At 46.1% G+C, this 22,841-nt stretch carries 16 protein-coding genes, 4 tRNA genes and 1 pseudogene; 15 read left to right on the top strand and 6 right to left on the bottom strand.

Going from position 1 to position 22,841, the window contains the following annotated elements:
* Position 1 precedes the first annotated feature (1 nt).
* The 3 genes from thrS to VP504_RS01670 form a co-directional block, all read right to left on the bottom strand.
* Positions 2–1,930 (bottom strand): threonine--tRNA ligase, encoded by a 1,929-nt coding sequence (thrS, locus tag VP504_RS01680; RefSeq protein WP_325892642.1) that lies wholly within the window; start codon positions 1,928–1,930, stop codon positions 2–4.
* Between the two features lie 371 nt (positions 1,931–2,301).
* On the bottom strand, positions 2,302–3,963 hold the full coding sequence (locus tag VP504_RS01675; protein WP_325892641.1) for a methyl-accepting chemotaxis protein: 1,662 nt from the start codon (positions 3,961–3,963) through the stop codon (positions 2,302–2,304).
* Positions 3,964–4,323: 360 nt separating this feature from the next.
* On the bottom strand, positions 4,324–5,535 hold the full coding sequence (locus VP504_RS01670) for a glycerophosphodiester phosphodiesterase family protein (protein WP_325892640.1): 1,212 nt from the start codon (positions 5,533–5,535) through the stop codon (positions 4,324–4,326).
* Between the two features lie 245 nt (positions 5,536–5,780).
* Here VP504_RS01670 and hutC point away from each other — a divergent pair, with 245 nt between their 5' ends.
* The 8 genes from hutC (at position 5,781) to VP504_RS01630 (ending at position 14,366) form a co-directional block, all read left to right on the top strand.
* Positions 5,781–6,485: a histidine utilization repressor gene (gene hutC, locus VP504_RS01665; protein WP_325892639.1), complete on the top strand. Its 705-nt coding sequence runs from the start codon at positions 5,781–5,783 to the stop codon at positions 6,483–6,485.
* Positions 6,486–6,651: 166 nt separating this feature from the next.
* Positions 6,652–7,863, top strand: coding sequence for an imidazolonepropionase (hutI, locus tag VP504_RS01660; RefSeq protein WP_325892638.1), 1,212 nt, complete (start codon positions 6,652–6,654; stop codon positions 7,861–7,863).
* Entirely contained in the window at positions 7,853–8,866 is a 1,014-nt protein-coding gene (gene hutG / locus VP504_RS01655) for a formimidoylglutamase (RefSeq protein WP_325892637.1), read from the top strand. The genes hutI and hutG overlap by 11 nt, the downstream gene beginning before the upstream one ends.
* A complete protein-coding gene (gene hutU, locus VP504_RS01650) occupies positions 8,866–10,560 on the top strand; it encodes a urocanate hydratase (RefSeq protein WP_325892636.1) in 1,695 nt (564 codons plus the stop codon). Before hutG ends, hutU begins: the two co-directional genes overlap by 1 nt.
* Before the next feature lie 13 nt (positions 10,561–10,573).
* Entirely contained in the window at positions 10,574–12,106 is a 1,533-nt protein-coding gene (hutH, locus tag VP504_RS01645; protein ID WP_325892635.1) for a histidine ammonia-lyase, read from the top strand.
* Positions 12,107–12,261: 155 nt separating this feature from the next.
* Positions 12,262–13,125 (top strand): fructosamine kinase family protein, encoded by an 864-nt coding sequence (locus VP504_RS01640; protein WP_325892634.1) that lies wholly within the window; start codon positions 12,262–12,264, stop codon positions 13,123–13,125.
* 68 nt (positions 13,126–13,193) lie between these two features.
* Positions 13,194–13,844 carry a hexitol phosphatase HxpB gene (gene hxpB, locus VP504_RS01635; RefSeq protein WP_325892633.1) on the top strand — a complete coding sequence of 217 codons (651 nt, stop codon included), beginning with the start codon at positions 13,194–13,196 and terminating at the stop codon, positions 13,842–13,844.
* 318 nt (positions 13,845–14,162) lie between these two features.
* On the top strand, positions 14,163–14,366 hold the full coding sequence (locus tag VP504_RS01630) for a CPXCG motif-containing cysteine-rich protein (protein WP_325892632.1): 204 nt from the start codon (positions 14,163–14,165) through the stop codon (positions 14,364–14,366).
* Positions 14,367–14,443: 77 nt separating this feature from the next.
* On the opposite strand, the gene VP504_RS01625 is transcribed toward VP504_RS01630, so the two are convergent.
* Positions 14,444–15,055, bottom strand: coding sequence for a riboflavin synthase subunit alpha (locus tag VP504_RS01625; protein ID WP_325892630.1), 612 nt, complete (start codon positions 15,053–15,055; stop codon positions 14,444–14,446).
* Positions 15,056–15,210: 155 nt separating this feature from the next.
* Here VP504_RS01625 and VP504_RS01620 point away from each other — a divergent pair, with 155 nt between their 5' ends.
* The 7 genes and pseudogenes from VP504_RS01620 to VP504_RS25560 form a co-directional block, all read left to right on the top strand.
* On the top strand, positions 15,211–16,581 hold the full coding sequence (locus VP504_RS01620; RefSeq protein ID WP_325892629.1) for an MATE family efflux transporter: 1,371 nt from the start codon (positions 15,211–15,213) through the stop codon (positions 16,579–16,581).
* A 112-nt stretch (positions 16,582–16,693) separates the two neighbouring features.
* Positions 16,694–17,692 (top strand): DUF3080 family protein, encoded by a 999-nt coding sequence (locus VP504_RS01615; protein WP_325892627.1) that lies wholly within the window; start codon positions 16,694–16,696, stop codon positions 17,690–17,692.
* 169 nt (positions 17,693–17,861) lie between these two features.
* Positions 17,862–17,938, top strand: a tRNA-Val gene (locus VP504_RS01610).
* Between the two features lie 23 nt (positions 17,939–17,961).
* Positions 17,962–18,038 (top strand) — tRNA-Val (locus VP504_RS01605).
* A gap of 33 nt (positions 18,039–18,071) precedes the next feature.
* Positions 18,072–18,148, top strand: a tRNA-Val gene (locus VP504_RS01600).
* Positions 18,149–18,197: 49 nt separating this feature from the next.
* Positions 18,198–18,273 (top strand) — tRNA-Val (locus VP504_RS01595).
* Between the two features lie 74 nt (positions 18,274–18,347).
* Positions 18,348–18,614: pseudogene (locus VP504_RS25560) on the top strand (Mobile element protein); the annotation flags it as partial.
* A 526-nt stretch (positions 18,615–19,140) separates the two neighbouring features.
* Here VP504_RS25560 and VP504_RS01590 read toward each other — a convergent pair.
* Entirely contained in the window at positions 19,141–20,901 is a 1,761-nt protein-coding gene (locus VP504_RS01590) for an ABC transporter ATP-binding protein (protein ID WP_325892625.1), read from the bottom strand.
* Positions 20,894–22,735, bottom strand: a complete 1,842-nt coding sequence (locus VP504_RS01585; RefSeq protein WP_325892624.1) for an ABC transporter ATP-binding protein — start codon at positions 22,733–22,735, stop codon at positions 20,894–20,896. The genes VP504_RS01590 and VP504_RS01585 overlap by 8 nt, the downstream gene beginning before the upstream one ends.
* Positions 22,736–22,841 lie beyond the last annotated feature (106 nt).

Below are 22,841 nucleotides of genomic sequence, written 5' to 3'. Positions count from 1 at the left end.
CTTATTCCTCCAAAATATTAAGAGTTCGGGTGCGAACTTCGTTCTCGAGCAGAGAAACGAATTCGTCAATTTTATATTTACCCAAGTCTTTACCTTTGCGTGTACGTACCGCAATTTCGCCAGCTTCCATTTCCTGGTCGCCACAAACCAACATGTAAGGTACGCGCTTCAAAGTGTGTTCGCGGATTTTAAAGCCAATCTTCTCGTTTCTCAAGTCTGCAGACGCTCTAAATCCTGCTTTTTGCAGTTTTTTCGCTACTTCCTGAACATATTCCGCTTGATTGTCGGTAATGTTCATCACTACAGCTTGTTGTGGAGCCAACCAACTTGGGAAATGGCCCGCGTATTCTTCAATCAGAATACCGATAAAACGTTCCAGTGAACCCAGAATCGCACGGTGAATCATCACTGGGGTGTGACGTTCGTTGTCTTCGCCAACGTACGTTGCGCCCAAACGCTCAGGCAGAGCAAAATCGAGCTGCACAGTACCACACTGCCACGCACGATCCAAACAGTCATGCAAAGTAAATTCAATCTTAGGACCGTAGAATGCACCCTCGCCTTCCAGAATCTCGAACTTAATGTCCATAGATTCCAGCGCTTCAGCCAGTGCTTTCTCAGCTCGATCCCACATTTCATCGGAACCTACACGCATTTCAGGACGGGTAGACAGCTTGACCACGATCTCGTCGAAACCGAAAGTCTGGTAAGTGTCGTAAACCATCTTGATACAAGAAGTCACTTCTTGCTGAACCTGTTCTGGCGTACAGAAGATGTGTGCGTCATCTTGCGTGAAACCACGAACACGCATCAGGCCGTGCAGCGCGCCTGATGGCTCGTTACGGTGACAGCTGCCGAATTCAGCCATACGCAGTGGCAAGTCACGGTAAGATTTCAAACCTTGGTTGAAGATCTGAACGTGGCCTGGGCAGTTCATTGGCTTCAGTGCGTATTCACGATTCTCAGATTGAGTCGTGAACATGTAGTCTGCGTACTTGTCCCAGTGACCTGAACGTTCCCACAGAACACGGTCCATGATCAGCGGACCTTTCACTTCCTGGTAATCGTATTCGTTCAGTTTTGCACGAACAAAAGTTTCCAGTTCACGGAAAACAACCCAACCATTGTGATGCCAGAACACCATACCCGGTGCTTCTTGCTGCATGTGGTAAAGGTCAAGTTGCTTACCCAGTTTACGGTGGTCACGTTTTGCTGCTTCTTCCAAACGCTGCAGGTGAGCTTTCAGTTCTTTCTTGTCGTTGAAAGCCGTACCGTAGATACGTTGCAGCATCTTGTTATCGCTGTTACCGCGCCAATATGCACCAGCAACGTTCAGGACTTTGAAGTTTTGGCAGAAACCCATGTGCGGTACGTGCGGACCACGACACATGTCGATGTATTCTTCGTGATGGTAAAGGCCTGGACGATCATCGCGAGATACGTTTTCATCCAGAATTTCCATCTTGTACGGTTCGCCACGTGATTCAAAAGCATCACGCGCTTCCTGCCAGCTCACGTTCTTCTTGATCACCTGGTATTTGGTTTTCGCCAAATCCTTCATGCGCTTTTCAATCGCATCCAGGTCTTCTTGAGTCAGAGAACGGTCAAGGTCAACGTCGTAATAGAAACCGCTGTCGATGGTTGGACCGATCGCCATTTTCACGTCAGGGAAAAGCTGCTTAATCGCATGACCCAGCAAGTGAGCACAAGAGTGGCGAATGATCTCAAGACCGTCTTCGTCTTTCGCAGTGATGATTTCAAGGTTGGCATCGTCGGTAATGAGATCAAATGCGTCAACACGTTGACCGTTAACACGTCCGGCAATACAGGCTTTCGCTAGACCTGGGCCAATGTCCGCAGCGACATCATAAGTAGAGACAGGGTTGTCGAATGAACGTTGACTACCGTCAGGAAGAGTGATTACAGGCATTATTTCGTCCTATTTTACAGTGGTGCTACACACGAAGTAGCACTTGCTTAAAGTTTTCTCATTAATAGCAATGCATTATGGATAATGAGTCTTTGGGAAAGTTCTGACAGTACAAATTTTGGTACAAATCAAAATGTGTGTACGAGAACAGAAGGAGGATTGTAACTGTGTGGAGGAATAACGCAATACCAAGAGCTCGCTTAGAGAAACAGATAGTCCCATCGATTACCGTCTGTCAAAGAGCCTTAATGCCATGCTGAACAGAATCTTCCAACATCTACAAGATCTACAAGATCTACAAGATCTACAAGATCTACAAGCATCAACGCCCGAAAACAGACGGTGTAATGAATATACTTTTTATGTAAATGCTAAACCGTAAACCGTGAAACAAGGCCATTCAGCTCATTGGCATACCCATTGAGTGTTGCACTGCCTTGTCGGTTTTGGTTCGCTAAGTCAGCTGATAGAGAGCTCTTATCAGAGATAACCACAATACGTTCTGAAATCTCTTGGCCAACAATACTTTGTTCCTCGGTTGCCGTTGCTATCAAAGCATTCATATCCAGAATAGTGCCGACTGAGTCTTCTATCCTTCCAATGGCTTCTCTGGCTTTTTCTGCCTCGCTGACTGTCTCTCCTCCTCTCGTCTGGCTCGATTCCATCGCGTTTACAGCAGAATCAGATGCCTGTTTCAGTGACTGAATCATTTCATGGATTTCCCCAGCACTGGTCTGTGTTCGGCTCGCAAGCGTTCGCACCTCATCGGCCACAACAGCAAAGCCCCTACCCTGTTCACCTGCCCTCGCCGCCTCAATCGCTGCATTGAGAGCCAGAAGGTTAGTTTGTTCAGCGATATCCTGAATCACAGATAGGGAAGACGTAATGTTCTTTACGCTTCCTTCCAGTTGCGACATGACATTGCTGGCATGTGACAGTTCTTCGGCGAGCTTTTCTACTGAGTTCACCGCGTTACCGACAATCATTGCAGCATCTTTCGCGTTGATATCAGCATCTTTTGCTGATTCGGCTGCGTGATTTGCATTGTTTGATATTTCAATCGCCGTCGTTGTCATTTCCGTCATTGCCGTCGCGATTTGCTCTGTTTCTTGTCTTTGTTCCAGCGCAGAGTCATCTACCTGTTTAGCCCTGTCCTTGATTGAATCAGTTTCAGCAACCACGTTCAGGCTTACATCATTAACACTCGTAATGATATCCTGGAGACTGGCCACGAACTTGTTGAAGTTTGCGCTGAGCCTTGCGAACTCAGGAATAGTGAAAGGTTGCATTCTTGCTGTCAGATCAGCTTCGCCTTCTGCGAACGATTGGATAGAGTCATCAAACATTCGGAGCGGATTGATAATGGTCCTAGCAATAAAGATGGCAACAATCATTGACAACAACAGAATTGCTACAGACAACGCAGTGACCTTAATTAACCCTTCTTGCATCAGGGCTTGTGCCTTTTCATCCATCAAACTGATTTGAAGATCAACATCGTCTGTGTAGAAGCCTGTTCCAAGAACAATATCCCACTCAGGTAAGTACGTTGAAAGGCTAAGCTTTGGCAAAGGTATTTCTTCGTTTAGTTTAGGCCAATAATAGGTTGTAAAAGCACCTGTTTTAGCATTTTTGATAAGGTCTCTATTGAGGTAATTACCTTTCGCATCTTGAGCATCGTAGAAGTTTTTCCCAATCCCCTTGCCTGTGTCCCCTAAAAATAAACGGTTCCCTTTAGAGTCCAAACCAAACATGTAACCGCTTTCACCAAATTTAATGGATTGAAGAACAGATACCACCTCTTCGCGAGACGCGTTTCTGGCTTTTAGAGGTGCAATGGCAGAAGTAGCCACATCTAAATATGATGAAAGCTCTTGTTTCTTTTGCTCCATAAGTCCTTCGTGAGTGACTTTGATCTGCGATGCCGTGAGGGCAGTCGTTTCAAAATAAATGGCGCCAATCATAGCGACTGTGATAGCAACCAGTGGGACGATCGAGAGGAGAATGAGTCTCCAGCGAATTGTTAACTTCATACATACATTCCAATTTTGTGCCGAGTATTGAGCAATTGATACACTTCTCAGTAGTAAGTATGGTACGCATAATTTAGATTGCCCGAAATTTTATACATTCATGAAAAAGAAATTCTTTCTCGCCAAATGAATGCATATAAAGACGATGACTTTTTACAGTTATTCAGCGAGTAATGTGAAAATTTAAGGGGTTTGATATGCACGGAGCAAGCACGTCGAACGCGCTCTCTTAAGGCAAATGAATAAAAACAAGTGAACCAGATAAATTGGTAATGCGTAATATTGTCTGATGTTGCAATGCTGTAATTTAGGGCCCCAACGACAACCGTTATTGGGCCCACTTTTTATTAGAACCATTTTTTATTTAATACCCATGCAGTTGGCATAGAAAGTGGTGGTTGCCGGCCAATCTGAGAACACACCGACGACACCGACATCCTGAGCCAACACATCCAGCAGATTGAACACATCACCATCGTTATTCGTCACTTCTTTGATGGACTGATAATACCAACCGCCACCACCATCCAGAGAGCCAGAACGTTCGAGTGTCCAAGTGATAATACCCAGGCCAGCTTGCTTAGCCATTTGTGCGTAATCAGAAGGAACAATTTTCCCATCGCTACTCAACGCTACCAACGCGAATAATGGAGGCGCAATAAACTCAACCCCTACTGATTTTAGTGCCTTCATACCTGACAGAGTCGGTTTCCAAGACCTGTCTTTGTACATACGCGCATCCAAAAAAACCGCTTGTTCACCAAATTCAGGCTCTGAGGTAATCCAGTACTTTACATCTTCAAGATGAAAGGATTGCGCGAAAACATCTGAAGGTTTAATACCAGCCCCTTTGTATTCATCAATCATTTTTTGCGCGTAGTCTTGCTGTGAAAAACCATCATATGGCATAGAAACTACCGGGGCTTTTAACTCAGGCGTCATTTTCACATCAAGCGCTTTGAACAGCGCGATGCTTTCCGCATGTGTCATCAGTGTGCCACGACTGGCGTAAAGGTCTGTACGCCAACCAGGTGTACCATCCATATACTCTTTTGGTGTTTTAGCCTCTGGATTCGCTCCATCCATCTTTCCTTTTAGGCGTTTAAACTCTGCCAACGTGAAGTCCGAGGTTCGACATTCCACCTTTGCTTCTTGTCCGGTAGCAGGGTTAGCCGGTATAAAAGGCACACTGCATTTAGCCGCCAAATCAGGGTGGGCAAGCACATCCGTCGTGGTATGAAGGTCATTTTGGGAATGGCGGCACACCAGCTCTTTGTCTTTAGTAAAAGTCACATCGCATTCGAGAATACCCGCTCCCATTTGAGCCGCTGCGATGTAGGATTCTTTGGTATGTTCAGGAAACATCAGCGCCGCCCCGCGATGGCCAATCGAAAACGCACTTTTCTCAGGCTTACCACGCAAACACTTCTCAAGATTTTGCTTCAGGACACCTTCATCCATATCAGCAACAAGAAACAAAGGGCGGGGACCGAGAGTAACGTCAACAAGAGCAAAGGCATTTACCGAAGTTAAAAGAGAAAAAGCCAAGCCCAACCTAACGATGTTTTTCATCTACAGCTTCCTTTTAATGGAACACATTATAAATAAGGTAAGAAACGCCACTAAAGTCTGTACGAGGCAGATGAATGATTTGAGACAGAAATCTTAACGTTCAATATTAAGTTAGTGATGAATCAATAAGTGAGACAAATGGTGCTGTTTTTTGCGTCTGATTGGACTCCCTGATAGGCAGCCTTGATTTTCCTTCTCACTTCATCAATCATTATTTGTATATACGAATATTAGCCAAATGACCTATGCAGAAATCTCCACGCTTCCAGCAGATCAAAGACTTCCTGATTGAGAAAATTGAATCGCATGAATGGCCCGTAGGCACCAAAGTACCTACTGAGGCAGAGCTATGTGATCAGTTTTCTGTTAGCAGGATGACGGTAAATAAAGCGGTGAGAGACTTGGTAAATGAAGGTTGGCTTGAACGTACACCCCGCCTCGGCACATTTGTCTGTCAGCGCAAAGCAGAAAGCCCACTGATGGATATTCGAAATATCGCAGAGGAAATTTCAGGTCGTGGACAGGCATACCATAGTGAAATCATTTCCTTAAGAAGGATCCATGCGCCAGAAGACGTCGCAATGCGCCTTGGCATCATGCTTGGTAGTGATGTCTTTAAAAGTGAAATCGTACACTTTGCTGATGAGATTCCTATCCAAGTTGAACTGAGATGGGTGAATCCTGCCTTTGCGCCCGACTACTTAAAGCAGGATTTTTCCACAATAACGCCTAACCAGTATTTGGTATCTCATTGCCCTCTAGGCACTATAGAGCATACTGTTGAAGCTATCTTGCCTCCTGCCCACATCGCCAAACTTTTGCAAATCGACACTAACCAACCTTGCCTTTTACTTCACCGACGTACCTGGAGTGAGAGTCAATTAGTCAGTGCAGCCCTGCTCTACCATCCCGGTAACCGCTACAAACTGAGCGCACGCGCAGAACTCTGAGGCCGCTCGGCCGTAAGAACAAACTACGCTCTTAAATTCAGCGGTTTCCCGAAGAGTGGCCGCTGAGCTTTACACCTTTCATCACAATTTTATAACAAATGATCTTGTCATCGCCTTCTCTAATTGTCTATACATTTATATATACAAATGAAAAGCGCGGTTAAAAATGAAGAAGATGTTCACGGATTGTCGTCTTGTTTCAATGGACACAGACGTCACCCGTACTGAGGGATACCAAGTAAAAGATAACCATATGATTGCTGTCGAAAATGGCAGCATTCTTGCCGTGGGTGAAAACCTCCCTATCGAAGAGCATCAAATCGTTTCCCTAGAAAACCGCTTGGTTACACCGGGCCTCATTGATGCCCATACTCACATTGTTTTTGCAGGTGACCGTTCAGGTGAATTTGAACAACGCTTGCAAGGTGTTCCCTACGAAAAAATCGCCGAAAATGGTGGCGGTATTCTTTCTACCGTAAAAGCCACCCGAGAAGCTTCCATTGAAGAACTCTTCTCTCTAGCACTTCCACGTGCCAAAGCTTTAATGCGTGACGGCGTCACAACCATTGAAGTTAAAAGCGGATATGGGTTGACACTCGACCACGAGATCAAAATGCTCAAAGCCGCAAAAATGCTGGCTGAAGAACTTGACGTTAATATCTCCACGACACTTTTAGGTGCTCATGCCCTGCCACCAGAATACAAGCATGACAGCGATGGCTATATCTCGCTGGTGTGCGAGGAAATGATCCCGTCCGCTGTAGAGTTAAAGCTTGCAGATGCCGTCGATGTGTTCTGTGAAGGAATCGGCTTCTCGCCGGAGCAAATGGCAAAAGTCTTCCAAACCGCAAGAAGCCATGGGCTGCAACTCAAAGGTCATACCGAACAGCTTTCCAATCTGGGTGGAAGTGCACTGGCAGCAGAAATGGGCGCGCGCTCTGTTGATCACATCGAATATCTTTGCGAAGACGGGGTCAAAGCTCTGGCTAAAAATGGCACTGTCGCCACCCTGCTTCCAGGCGCTTTCTATTTCCTTCGAGAAACACAGAAGCCGCCCATCGACTGGCTGCGTCAACACAAGGTCCCAATGGCTATAGCCACTGACTTCAACCCTGGAACGTCTCCCTTTGCCAGCCTGACTCTCATGATGAATATGGCGTCTACCCTGTTTGGGCTGACACCGAAAGAGAATCTTTATGGTGTCACCTGTCATGCAGCGAAAGCGCTGGGGCTCAATAAAAAAGGGCAAATAACCGCTGGGTTTGATGCCGATTTTGCCGTGTGGGATTTAACGTCTCCGGCGCAGTTGAGTTACCAAATAGGTCTAGCGCCACTCTATGCGCGCTATCTGAAAGGAGTTAAAGCCAATGACGATTGATATGAGCGTCTGGCAAGGCCGGACGGATTTGGAAGATGGTGAACGCGGATATCGCTTCCACCAGAAAGTGCAAAGTGCAGACGAGGCCAAAAAGCCCGGCTGTATGTTAATAGGTTTCGCCAGTGACGAGGGAGTATCACGCAATAAAGGCAGAGTCGGAGCATATTCGGCACCGACCGAAATCCGTAAGATGCTGGCTAACTTGCCTTGGCACCATCACTCGCTCACTTTTTATGATAGCGGCGACGTGCGCTGCGACGACCACGATCTGGCCAAAGCGCAGAGACATCTCGCAGACAACATCAGCGAAGCGATGAGGCAAAAACACTTCCCACTGATTTTGGGCGGCGGTCATGAAGTTGCTTGGGGTACATTCCAAGGACTCGCCAACCACTTCTTGCAGAAAAGCCATTCCGAGATACCCAAAATTGGCATCATCAACTTTGATGCGCACTTCGATCTCCGAACGTGCGCCGGCAATGCACAGAATGGCAGTTCCGGCACACCCTTTTCTCAAATCGCTGAGTTCTGCCAAAGCCGTCATTGGCCGTTCCATTACGCTTGTTTAGGGGTGAGTCGTTCCAGTAACACACAGGCATTGTTTGATAAAGCCAGAGACCTCAAGGTTCTGGTGGTCGAAGACACAGATTTCACTGCTACAACGATTGCCACTATCGAAGATCGACTGAGCACGTTTATCTCAGGAGTGGATGCCCTTTACCTCACCATCGACATTGATGTTTTCCCTGCCGCTATAGCGCCTGGGGTTAGCGCGCCTGCCGTGCATGGCGTCGATTACGCCCTGGTGGAAAGCCTAATTCGCAGCATCGGCGAAGCCAAGGATAAAGACGGCTTACCCAAATTAAAGATTGCCGATATCGCGGAACTGAATCCGCGCTATGACATAGACAACCATACCTCTCGACTCGCTGCACGTCTTGTTTGGACAATTTCCCGCAGCCTTGCTAATGACATGGTCACCGATACCAAAGGAGTGAAATAATGAGCGATCCCCGTCTGGATCTGTCGCGCACGATCAAAGCACCGACAGGCACACAGTTGACTGCAAAGTCTTGGCTGACTGAAGCGCCGCTTCGAATGCTGATGAACAACTTGCATCCTGACGTGGCTGAACATCCTCACGCCTTAGTGGTTTATGGTGGCATTGGGCGCGCAGCGAGAAACTGGCAATGTTATGACAAGATCGTGGAAGTACTTAGCCGTTTGGAAGATGACCAAACCCTACTGGTTCAATCCGGCAAACCTGTAGGCGTTTTCCCAACTCATAAAGATGCGCCACGCGTCCTGATTGCCAACTCCAATCTGGTTCCCCATTGGGCAAACTGGGAACACTTTAACGAGCTTGATAAACAAGGTCTGGCTATGTACGGGCAAATGACCGCAGGAAGCTGGATTTACATCGGCTCCCAAGGCATTGTTCAGGGCACTTACGAAACCTTCGTTGCTGTCGCGAAAAAGCATTTTGGCGGAGAAGCGAAAGGACGCTGGGTTCTCACTGGTGGTCTTGGCGGCATGGGCGGTGCACAGCCTTTGGCTGCTACAATGGCGGGCTTTTCCATGATTGCGGTTGAATGCGATGAAAGTCGAATCGATTACCGCCTACGAACTGGATACGTTGACAGAAAAGCGAAAGATCTGGATGAAGCATTATCTATCCTTCAACAATCAATCGATGACAGCAAGCCACTCTCCATTGGTCTGCTTGGCAATGCAGCGGATATCTTCGCTCAACTTGTCGAACGTGGTATTACGCCTGATGTCGTCACTGACCAAACCTCTGCTCACGATCCGTTAAATGGCTATTTGCCTCAGGGCTGGACTATGGAAGATGCCACCGAAAGACGCAAAGAAGACGAAGCCGCCGTTGTTGACGCAGCGAAAGCTTCAATGGCAGAACAAGTCAAAGCCATGCTGACGCTACAATCACGCGGCGCAGCAACACTTGACTACGGTAACAATATCCGCCAGATGGCACTGGAAAAAGGTGTCAAAAACGCCTTTGATTTCCCAGGATTCGTTCCGGCTTATATTCGACCTCTATTCTGTCAGGGTATTGGCCCCTTCCGCTGGGCTGCCCTTTCTGGTGATCCGGAGGATATTTATAAAACCGACCAGAAAGTCAAAGAGCTTATCCCAGACAACCCACACCTCCACAACTGGCTCGATATGGCCCGCGAGCGCATTCAGTTTCAGGGGCTGCCAGCCCGTATTTGTTGGGTAGGTTTAAAAGATCGTGCACGCCTTGGATTAGCCTTTAACGAAATGGTGAAAAACGGTGAACTGAAAGCACCGATTGTTATCGGCCGTGACCACTTGGATTCAGGTTCAGTCGCTAGCCCAAACCGTGAAACCGAAGGCATGATGGATGGCTCTGATGCAGTGTCAGATTGGCCACTACTAAATGCGCTTCTAAATACCGCATCTGGCGCAACTTGGGTTTCACTTCACCATGGTGGTGGTGTTGGTATGGGCTTCTCACAACACTCTGGCGTTGTGATCGTGTGTGATGGTACGGAAGATGCGGCGAAACGCGTCGGACGCGTATTACACAACGACCCTGCAACAGGTGTGATGCGCCATGCAGATGCAGGATACGATATCGCGATAAACTGCGCGAAAGAACAACAACTTGACTTACCGTTACTCGACGTTCCAAACGTTCCGGTCAAGCAGTAAGGAGCTAATAATAATGAATAAACTAACGCTCATTCCGGGTGCGCTAACACTCAAAGATCTTCGCCTAGTCAGCCGTGAACCCACACAGGTTAAATTTGCCGAAGGCGTTGCTGAGACCATGCAGGAAAGTGTCGATACGGTTGCCAGTGTGCTCGAGGAAGGACGTGTGGTTTACGGCATCAATACAGGGTTTGGCTTGCTCGCCAATACCCGTATTGAGCTGGAAGACTTAGAAACCCTGCAGCGCTCTATTGTACTCTCCCATGCTGCCGGTATTGGCGAGTTCATGGATGATGCTACCGTTCGCTTGATGATGGTTTTAAAAATCTCAAGTCTTGCCCGCGGTTATTCCGGCATACGTTTTTCTGTCATTGAAGCGCTGGCAAAGCTAATCAATGCGGAAGTCTTCCCTTGTATTCCCAAGAAAGGTTCGGTTGGCGCGTCTGGAGACTTAGCTCCCCTCGCCCACATGAGTACCATTTTATTGGGTGAAGGCCAGGCGAGACACAAAGGCGAAGTCATTTCCGGAGCGATGGCGCTGAAAATTGCCGGTTTGGATCCGATTACTCTTGGCCCTAAAGAAGGCTTGGCACTGTTGAATGGCACACAAGCCTCAACAGCATTCGCTTTGGAAGGACTCTTTGCCGCAGAAGATCTCTTTGCATCAGCAACTGCTTGCGGTGCACTTTCTGTTGAGGCCGCTTTGGGCAGCCGCCGTCCGTTTGATCCCCGTATTCACCGTGTACGTGGGCATCGCGCTCAAATGGATGCGGCAGAAGCCTACCGACATCTTTTGGAGCAGAACAGCGAGATCGGCGATAGCCACCAAAGCTGCGAGAAAGTTCAGGATCCCTATTCACTGCGCTGCCAACCACAAGTGATGGGTGCGTGTCTCCAGCAAATCCGACATGCTGCTGATGTACTCGAAATCGAAGCTAACTCAGTATCTGATAACCCACTGGTTTTCTGCGATGACGGTGACATTATTTCCGGTGGTAATTTCCACGCAGAACCCGTTGCCATGGCGGCTGATAACCTCGCATTGGCGATTGCGGAAATCGGTAGCCTATCTGAACGACGTATGGCACTGCTTATCGATAGCGGCTTAAGTAAGCTTCCTCCATTCCTTGTCGACAATGGTGGCGTCAACAGCGGCTTTATGATCGCACAAGTCACCTCTGCGGCGCTGGCCAGCGAGAACAAAACACTTGCTCACCCTGCTTCGGTAGACAGCTTACCAACATCGGCCAATCAGGAAGACCACGTGTCGATGGCAACATTCGCAGGACGTCGCCTTGCAGAGATGGCAGATAACACTCGAGGCATTCTGGCGGTAGAGTTGCTCGCCGCATGTCAGGGCTTAGATTTCCGAGCACCGCTAAAAACCTCTCAGCGTCTAGAGCAAATCAAGGCTGAACTGAGAAGTCATGTCACCTTTTATGACAAAGACCGATACTTCGCGCCAGATATTGAGAAAGCAAACGTCCATCTCCTGGAAGCCTGTCATAACAAATATATGCCCGCAAAACTGTTACCCAGTTTTTAGAGTATTAAGGCCCCGTTTTTACGGGGCTTTGTCTTATTTCCATTAAATTTTTAAAAACCGATACAAATTGTGGTATTGGACATCTATCACTCTCACCGAATTGCGCTACTATTTTGTTATCTCACCAATTTTCATTATCGTGAAGAGGTGCATTTATGTGGCATTCGCTCTCAGTTCAGCTTTCGCTCGCTCTGGGTCAGCAATTTGAAGTCGAAGAAAAGACGCCTATCGATGGTGGCGACATCAACGAGTGTTACGCCATTGCTAGTGGAAATATGCGCTTCTTTGTGAAAGTGAATTCACGAGACAATTTGCCCATCTTTGAAGCCGAAGCAGAAGGCCTCAGGCATTTAGCGAATAGCGGTGAAATATCTATCCCGCAGGTGATCTATATCGGCATTATCAAAGAGAAATCAGTGTTAGTGCTCGATTACATTCCAATGAAGCAACTGGATGAGGAAAGCGCATATCTGCTTGGTAAAGAGCTCGCTCGCCTTCACCAGTGGGGGGAGCAGTTGGAATACGGTTTTGATATCGACAACTTCATTGGCACCACAGAACAACGCAACAGTTGGCACCGTAAGTGGGCCAACTTCTTTGCTGATCATCGAATCGGCTTCCAACTCCAACTGGCTGAAGAAAAAGGTATGTCATTCGGAGACGTGGAAGCCATTGTCGAAGCAGTAAAAGAGCGCCTCAACGGCCACCAACCCAAAGCAAGTCTGGTTCATGGTGACCTTTGGAAAGGCAATGCGTCCTCGACCATGAATGGCTCGATTGTCTACGACCCTGCCTGTTATTGGGGAGATCGTGAAGTTGACCTTGCCATGACGTATCTATTTGGAGGATTTCCAGAAGAGTTTTACAACGGCTATGAAGAAGTATGGCCGCTTGATGAAGGGTTTGAAGATCGCAAAGATCTCTACAACCTCTACCATATGCTCAATCACTGCCTTTTATTTGGCGGCCCTTATTTAGCGGAAACCGAGGCACTGATCAACAAACTTGAGCTGGTTTAGTTTTCCTGCACTGACGTAATCGTTCAGAATAAGGCGCTTTGGCGCCTTTTATCTTTTTTGGAGCTATCATGATCCAAGCTGCTATTTTCGATATGGACGGTCTTTTAGTCGACTCCGAACCTTTTTGGCAAGACGCAGAGCTTGTCGTTTTTCAAAGTCTTGGCGTGAAAATCACCCGCCAGGATACAATAGATACGACCGGTATCCGCATCGATCAGATTGTCAAACACTACTACAGCACCCAAGGTTGGGAAGGTCCGTCATGTGACGAGGTGTGTGACATGATCCTCGATAAAGTGATTGAACTGGTATCGATTCACAAACCCATGAAGCCCGGAGTGATACACGCACTCACCCTCTGTAAAGAAGCGAATCTTCGCATCGCGCTGGCCTCTTCTTCCCCGATGAAACTCATTAACGCATCTCTGGAAGCGCTGGGAATCGCATCATGGTTTGAACAATGCCATTCTGCAGAGCTCCTTAAATACGGTAAGCCGCATCCAGAAGTTTATCTGAATGCAGCGGAAGGCTTGGGAATCGCCCCCCAATTTTGTATTGCCCTGGAAGATTCTTTCACTGGCCTTCTGGCAGCCAAAGCAGCTCAAATGCGCACAGTTGTCGTTCCAGAACATGAAGTTACCGCACAGGAACGCTGGGTGATCAGCGACATAAAACTTAACTCTCTTGACGAATTAAGTGTGGAAATGCTGAGAGCTTAGTCCCTAAAATCAGGGCAAAACACAGCGTTTTGCCCTATTGTTTCATTCCTTTCTTGACCGTTAGCCACAGAAAAAACCTGCCCTTACGCTCTGCAACAAATTCTTACGCATCCCAATCAGAGCGGCAGATACATTTATTAGAAACCATTTCTCAAGCTGATAATTTCACGTGAATTTCTGTGTTCAGTCATACTTTAATCTTATTTCACTGAGCAAATGTTCTAGAGTTCTTATTATGGGCACACATGAACGCTTCAGGTAACAGCTACCTTTTAAGCCGACATGTTTTAGGCCCGCAGTTCAGATAGGGAGTTGAACATGCAAAAATACACGGAAAGAGGGATCGATTGCCCGCACTGTGGACACAAGATTCGCATAACATTGGACACCAGTGGTGGTGACCAAGAATTTTATGACGATTGCCCAGCGTGCTGTAACGCTATTCATTTGAATCTCATCATCGACTCACAGCACAAAACCATCAACTTATTCGTAGATGCTGACGACGAGCAGATTTTCTGAAATTTACATGCGTTCGAAATAAGAAAAGCCAGCAAATGCTGGCTTTTTCATTACTCACTTATAGATGGGAACGTATCTTATACCTTCTTGGCAGCAAGCACTCTTTCAACGGTATCAACCACTGCCTGCGTTTGGGGGTCAACCTCTATGTTCACCGAGTCCCCTTTAGCCCGCCAACCCATATTGGTTCGATACAAAGTTTCAGGGATCAGGTTGACGCAAAAACGGTTATCTTCAACGGCACCGATGGTAAGGCTGATACCATCAATACCAATGTAGCCTTTATCAAAAATATACTTGGATATACTCGAAGGCACTTCAAACCAAACTTGGCGGTTATTCTCCGATTCGATGACGTCTACCACTTCCGCAGTGCACATAATGTGGCCAGACATAGAGTGACCGCCAATTTCATCACCAAACTTAGCCGCACGCTCAAGGTTGACCTTATCGCCTTCCGCGACGGCACCGAGGTTAGTCAGGCTCAGTGTTGCCTGCATCAAATCGAACCAAACCACGTCACCATCAATTTTTGTTACGGTTAAACAACAACCGTTATGCGCAACTGAAGCCCCAATTTCCAAACCCTTGCGCGTTGTTTCATCCATTCTAAGTGCATGACTTTGAAAGTTCGTCTTTTTGACTATCTGAATGACTTCGGCAGTAGTTTGAACAATACCTGTAAACATAACGATTCCTGATAACAGCAACTGGCTGTATTAATAGTGAAGCAAACAATAAGCTAAATCTTGTGTGTTTCCCAAAAGTATCCATTGTCGCCTTGCAATGCAAACGTATAATACAACTCCTTTTTCAGCCTCATTTTTCTTTTCCGGAGTTATAGGTGCAAAACTATCGCCTGGAAGCCAAATCCATCATTAAATTGGGGATCCCTGTCTTCATTGCGCAGCTCGCGCAAACTTCAATGAGCTTTGTCGATACCGTCATGGCAGGCGGCGTCAGCGCGACCGATATGGCCGCAGTTGCCGTAGCTACCAGCATCTGGCTTCCTTCTATTCTTTTTGGCATAGGTATTTTGATAGCGATGGTCCCCATCATCGCGCAATTAAATGGCTCTGGTCGGCAAAACAAAATCCCGTTTCAGGTTCAGCAAGGCATCTATCTTGCTATCTTACTGTCAGTTCCTATTGGGCTTTTGCTTTACAATGCCAGCCACATCATCAACTACATGAATGTTGAAGAAGCCTTGACTGAGAAAACCATAGGTTATCTCTATGCCGTTATCCTGGCTGTGCCAGCATTCTTGCTCTTTCAAGTACTACGTAACTTAGCGGAAGGTATATCACTCACCGTTCCAGCGATGATTATTGGCTTTATTGGCCTTGCCGCTAATGTGCCATTGAACTGGATTTTTGTTTACGGCAAATTTGGTGCTCCCGCACTTGGCGCTGTCGGTTGTGGTGTCGCAACCACCCTCGTCTATTGGCTCATGCTGATAGCCATGTTTGTTTATGTCTTGCTCAACAAACGACTGAAGTCTATCAATGCATTTGCCAACTTTACTGCTCCGGACATTTCGGCACTCAAACGTATCTTCAAGATGGGCTTACCCGTCGCTGCCTCGATATTCTTTGAAGTCACCATGTTCGCCGGTATTGCACTTCTTGTTTCACCACTGGGCTCTATCATTGTCGCTGCACACCAAATTGCGATGAACTTTGCCTCTATGGTGTTCATGCTGCCGATGAGTCTGGCGACAGCCGTAAGTATTCGCGTCAGTCACCAACTGGGTGAAAAATCGACAGAAGGCGCAGCAAGAGCAGCCAAGCTCGGCATATTGATTGGACTCACGACTGCCATGGTCACAGCCACACTAACCGTGATATTCCGTGAGCCGATAATCCTGCTTTACAACAGTAATCCTGAAGTTGTGCTTATGGCAGCTAACCTTATGCTACTCGCCGCCGTCTACCAGTGTATGGACGCTATCCAAGTTGTCGCTGCCGGCGCACTGAGAGGCTATAAAGACATGGGTGCAATCTTCATTCGTACCTTCATCGCTTACTGGATACTGGGCGTGCCAATTGGCTACATTCTCGGTATGACGGATTGGATCGTGGAGCCTATGGGCGCTTACGGCTTCTGGGTAGGTATCATCATTGGCCTGACATCGGCAGCGATTATGCTCGGCATTCGCCTTCGTTGGATTCGCAAACAGTCGAACGAATTCCAATTGGCGATGGCAGAAAAATAAACCTTATACCGCCCTTCTTCAAAATCCCGGTTCTGATGCCGGGATTTTCTTTTTGGATCCCGCATCTTTTATACTTCGTACCATGATTATCAATTATTCAACGTTCTAGAGAATGGTTATCCGAATTGCCGCTGCCATCATTGCCCTGTTCCTGGTTTCAGGCTGTCTGGAATCAGACAAGGCACGTGCGCAATTTGAAAACTATCAAACCCGCCTCGCCAATGTCGTCAACACAAAACCTCTGCCATTAGAAGAAAGCGGTTATATCGAACTCCCCAGAAAACGGGACTTGAAGTTGCCCATTGAAGACGTGCGTATGGGCTTATTGGACGCTTATGAACTTAGAGAGTGCGGACTGTTTCAATTGATCGCCGACAGAAACTCCATTCTCGGCAAGGTTCAGGACGCCTTCAGGCAGCTTAACTACGAAGTATCGCTATTAAACACACTTGAGCTTTGCCTAGCAGACATCGAAAGCGATGCCCTTCGCGAACAATTACTCAACGCACAAAAACAGAAGCAAGAGCAACTCAGCACGGTGTACTGGAACACGCTGGTCAGCAGTGATGCGTGGCGTCAACAGCTTACACCTGCAAGTCTCAGCCTAATTGCGCCCGATAAACCCTTCCCTCACAGTGAAGCGCTTCTGGCCATCAACGCATACGCCAATCTTTCCGAGCGGAACGCCGACATTGTTTCGCTACAGGAGCCCATTGAGAAGCAGCGTTATCTTGGCTCTGTTTTTCACTCCATGGATGAAAGTACCCGTTGGCTTAACACCATCACCAAACAGCTTTATCGCGATGACCTCTTGGTCATCTGCGGCGCAAACCGGGACCCAACCCGCCTCAACTATCTCAGAAACGTATTTGATAAGTTTTTCATCGGCGAAGTGCAGCCTTACCTTTCGAAAATAAACGGACTATACCTTGATGCGCAGCCCGCGCTCGACGCCCTTCACAGGCAATTACCTGAGAATGAGGTCTTCTCGAATTACAACGACGCCTATTTTGCCGGAGACCACTATCAGAACTTCCAACAAGCCGTTAAAGACCATGTTGGATACTGGCAACAGCTGTTTCAGCGCTGCAATATGAAGGTCAGTTCTTAAAGCCTTTAAAAACAAAAACTCTGGCGTAAGAAGCGCCAAATTGTGCAGCAAACCAGCAAACGCACAAGATGTGGCAAAAAAGTCCTGTTTTACGCTTGCGCCGCCTGTTCCTACTCGCTAATATTCATCCCGCTTTCAGGGGAAGCAAGACTGATTATCAGTGAGATATGCGTCTGTAGCTCAGTTGGTTAGAGTACTACCTTGACATGGTAGGGGTCGGCAGTTCGAGTCTGCCCAGACGCACCATGCTTTCCCTTAGAAAATTTTATGCGTCCGTAGCTCAGTTGGTTAGAGTACCGCCTTGACATGGCGGGGGTCGGCAGTTCGAGTCTGCCCGGACGCACCAATTCCTTCCCTAACCAGGATGGAATCAGAATTTGGGTCTATAGCTCAGTTGGTTAGAGTACTACCTTGACATGGTAGGGGTCGGCAGTTCGAGTCTGCCTAGACCCACCAAATTCCAATAAACGCACTACCCTTTTGAGGGCATCCCAAGCGTTTATTCGGGCGATTAGCTCAGTTGGGAGAGCACCTCCCTTACAAGGAGGGGGTCACTGGTTCGAGCCCGGTATCGCCCACCATTTCAAAAAGCCTGCTTTCGAGCAGGCTTTTTTCGTTTGGTTTGGTTTGGTTTGGTATCGAATTTGTAAAAACCATGCCCGAGGGTATCCCCTTTCGATTAATGGATTATCTGGCGCTTGTCGACTGGACAGGAAGGCAAATCAGGGACAACAAACGCGGCCAAATCGACAATACTTTACCGCCTATTCTTTCTAGACTCGGCTTTGAACCCAGTGATTGGTTAAAGGCTTGCACCCAAATCGAGTAAGGCAGTCTAGTGGGCAGTGACATTGCCATTAAAGCTGCATTACCCCAACTAAACCGGAAGCGCATATCAGGGCTTAGAATGCCTGGCGGCTAAACCTTCTCCTTAACCCCCATGTAATCCAATCACAGGCAATCGCCTGTTTTTGTGCTGTCTCCCGTTTCCAGATTTTGTCAGATTTGATGCGAAATTTAGCGGCCTGAGTCGCTTGAGTGCCTTTCTGACAAAGCAGTCTTTATAAAAACAGATTATCGACAGGTTAATGGTCGTCTTTCTCTAATGGTTACAATGTGAGACACTGAAAATAAATAACTTAACACTCAATAGCTACCGGGTTGTTTGTGAAGGAAAACAGTTAATTAGCGGGTGCATACTGGGGTGGACTGCTGGAATGAGGGAAAAATCTAGTGATAAGAGTCAGCATTTTTAAAAATTTCGTCCTGACTAACCCACGTAACCTTCCCTATCAGCTCTCGAAACGACATTTGCTTATCCCTTATTAGATAAAGCCCCATTCAAATGGCCAGGGCTTTGTAAGCAGTCTGTTGATATTAAATCCCGAGTGATTAAAGTTCCCTATGACTTCAGATTCCAAACTTACCGTTAAAGCGCGCCGAGCAAACTATCGCTGAACAGATTGGGCAAACCATAAAGTTTGATAGAGACCGGCTTGTTCAACCAAATCTTGATGCCTACCCGCTTGCACGATCTCACCTTTGTCCAAGACGAGAATTTGGTCGGCAGTTTTTATCGCGCTCAGTCGATGCGCAATAACAATCACTGTTTTACCTTCGACAAGCCCCATGAGTGCTTGTTGAATCTCATACTGTGCAACCGAATCGACCGATGCGGTAATCTCATCAAGTAACAAAATTGGCGAATTTTTTAGGTAAGCTCGTGCAATCGATATTCTTTGTCTCTCACCACCTGATAAACGGGTCCCACCCTCCCCAATTTGGGTATCAAAACCTTGAGGTAGTTGACTAATAAACTCCAGACAAAATGCCTTTTTGCATGCTTCATATACCTCTTCATCTGAAGCTTCTTTCCTGCCTATCCTTATGTTTTCCATGATTGAAGAGGCAAAGAGCTGAACATCTTGAAAGACCATACTGATGTTGTCATAAACGCCGGTGGTGCCTATATCCCGCAAGCTACAATTACCAATGTTAACCGTACCTGTCGATGGATCACTAAATCTGCAGATCAGATTGAATAACGTTGTTTTACCTGATCCAGAGGGACCAACAATAGCGGTCACTTCATGGTGTTTAGCAATGAAGCTAATATTTTTCAGGCAAGGTGTCTCATCATAATTAAATGACACATTATCAAATTGGACAGAGTAATTTTCTGCCTGCATTTTAATTGGAGGTTCAGGTAACGACTCAAATCGAATCACTTCTTCAGATTTCATCTCACTTTGAGCTGCGTAACGAATGATATTTAAGTACTGAGCCATATCTAATAGAGGAGAAATCAATCTATACGCCAAGAAAATAAATAATACCGTAATGTGTGGCTGAAACGATGCAGATTCAACTTGGGATCCACACCAAAATAAAAAAGCAACAAGCCCTATTTCAACGATAAGACGGTACAATACAACAGGACCTGCCCCCCACACTTCAACCGTTACACTTTTTCTTGTCATTTCGCTAAATAGAAGTTCTAGTTTTGATAGCCATTGCTGTGAGTAGTTAAAAAGGCGTAGTGTTTTTATACCCATAACAAATTCCACAATAACACCGGAAACTTCTCTGTTTGCATTAAGTTTCTTTTGACTCACTTTATTAAATATTTGTCTAGTCCCTTGAACAAAGAGTATTGATAAAGGAAAGCCTGCTATGAGAATAATTGCCGCTCTCCAATCTAGAAGCAGTAAAGACCCAAGAATGAGAAATGGTATTAACAAAGAAGTAAAGAGATCTATTGCCAAATGAGTGAAAATGTTTTCTATACGGGTTGTATCATCAGTCACCAATTCGGAAAGGTATCCAGATCTATATCTATAAAGTGTAGATAGAGGCATAGAATGTATTTTATCCAGTACCTTTCTTCGATACCCGGACATGATTCCGTAGCCTCCCAAAAAACTATACTTTTGCCCCAACCATGAAAACATGAACTGAAATACAAAAACGACAATTAGTAATATGACTACATCCAGGATCTCAAAGCTGCTACCTGCTATATTAAAGAACGAACTATTCTCATCATCACCTTCCCATGTTGATATAAACCACCAGTAGCAGACTAGAATTGGAAAAATATCCAATCCCTTTTCAAAGGTACGAAATAAAGCACCTTTAATAAATAAAGTTGGCGACGCTTGGCTATGTTTGATCACGCGCTTAATGATGAAAAGTATCGATTTATCCATTTGATATAGCCTCACTCATTACCTCTTTATTCAATAACTCTTGATGGCTTCCAAGTGCCCAATAGTCATTTTCTAACTGGAGAATAAACAATGCCTTGTAGAGTTCGTCGGAACGCATAAGTTGTTGGTGTTTTCCAACCGCCCTGATCTCACCTTTCTCTAAAAGAATAATTTGATCAGCTTCCTCCAATCCATAGGTGCGATGAGCAACAACAACGACAGCTGTATTTGGATAGTATTTTTTGAGATTTTGGTAGAAGGCCTTTTGTGTAAGATTATCTGCATATGCTGTTGCTTCATCTAACAACACAATTGGCGCTTCAACCAATAGAGCGCGTGCCAGTGCGATGCGTTGCTTCTCTCCGCCGGATAACCGGATACCTCTTTCTTCAATCTGAGTGTCTAGTCCTGCAGGTAACTCTCGTATTAAACCAGTAAGTCCAGCAACATGAATAGCGTTATCAATATCTTTTGACGTTGCTTCAGGGCGCGCCATTAAGATATTTTCCTTTATCGTCCCTTTAAACAAGAATGCTTCCTGTGAGGCCAATGAGATAAGAGAGGCTCTTTGAACATCGTTAAGACGACTAACAGAAATTTCATTGACAAAAGCATCACCACTGTTAGGTTCTATAAGGCCGGCGATTATTTGTAATAATGTCGACTTTCCACTTCCAGACATTCCTAAAACAATAGATGTTGTTCCTGGGTTAAATGAAGCGCTAATATTCTTTAGTATTTCTCGTCCTTCATAAGAAAAGCTCACTTCTCTTAATGACAGTTCAATGTCTTTTTTCAAATTAGATACTTGTGACTTTTTTTCCATTTTAACGACATCCAAAATGGGTGTCAGTCGTTTAACACCGGATAATATCTCCTGGATCTCGTTAAAAAAGTGGCTGATTTTTAGTAAAGGCCTCAACATTCCAGCCCCAAGAAGCACAGCCATTACAACGTCGAGGCTTCCAACCATATCTTTCTGAACTAAATACATACCTAGTGGTAATATGAAAAGAACATTTGCCCCGAGCAAACTTGTGAATAATGCCCACCTAGGTACAGTGATTAGTGTCACTTTATCTACAATTCCAAAATAGCGATCTAAGCTTTCCGATAGTGCCCCAAAACTAGTGCTATCTTGGCGGAATAGTTTCATTACTGCGATATTTCGGATGTACTCCACAATAGTACTGTTTAATTCAACAGATGCAGAGTGGTATTGGTCGTAGTACTTACTCATTCCACGCATCACAACAAACGAGCTCAACATGGCAACTGGCGCTGCGGCTAACGCTGCGAGTGCAAGCCTCCAATCAATCCAAAACAAGTAAACCGCGACAAATATAGGCCCAAAAACTGCAGTAGAAACCTCAACCGTATGATGAGCGAAAAAGTTCTCCATCTTTTCGACATCTTGCATTACTGCCTGCTTTAATTGTCCCGTTTTGTATTCTTTAAACCAAGAAAGTGGAGCCCAAGCCAACCGAGACACCAATAATTGTCTGGTATCCGCCAATATTAAGAATGCAGATTGGTGACTTAGCGTATAGGCGGTAGCATAAGCGATTGTTTTGAAAACAAGCACTAGGAACAAGGCAGCTCCTAACGCATAAAAACTATCAGCAATCACTGTTGGATTATTGAGGCTGTTCAATTCTTCAGTGTAAAACACCTGGGTCAATTCAGCAGCTTTGAAAAAAATCCAGAAGGGAGCAAGCTCCAATCCCGCAGCAATAATTGAAAAAAACACTGCAGTCATTAATTTGTATTTTTGGCTAACCAATAAACCGCGCAAGACCTGCCACCCGGATCTCGCTTCTTGTTTTTCATCCATAAGTTTTTCATCCCAAAAGATAACCACAACATTTTATGGGGTATGAAGATACCCCTACCACCCGTATCGGATGGCTTCCCCCAAAAGCGATGTCATGATTTTTTTG

The sequence above is a fragment of the Grimontia sp. NTOU-MAR1 genome (assembly GCF_035758505.1).
GTDB classification, from domain to species: Bacteria; Pseudomonadota; Gammaproteobacteria; order Enterobacterales; family Vibrionaceae; genus Enterovibrio; species Enterovibrio marinus.
The sequence above is the reverse complement of the archived record's forward strand: the minus strand, read 5'-3'. Positions and strand labels throughout refer to the sequence as shown.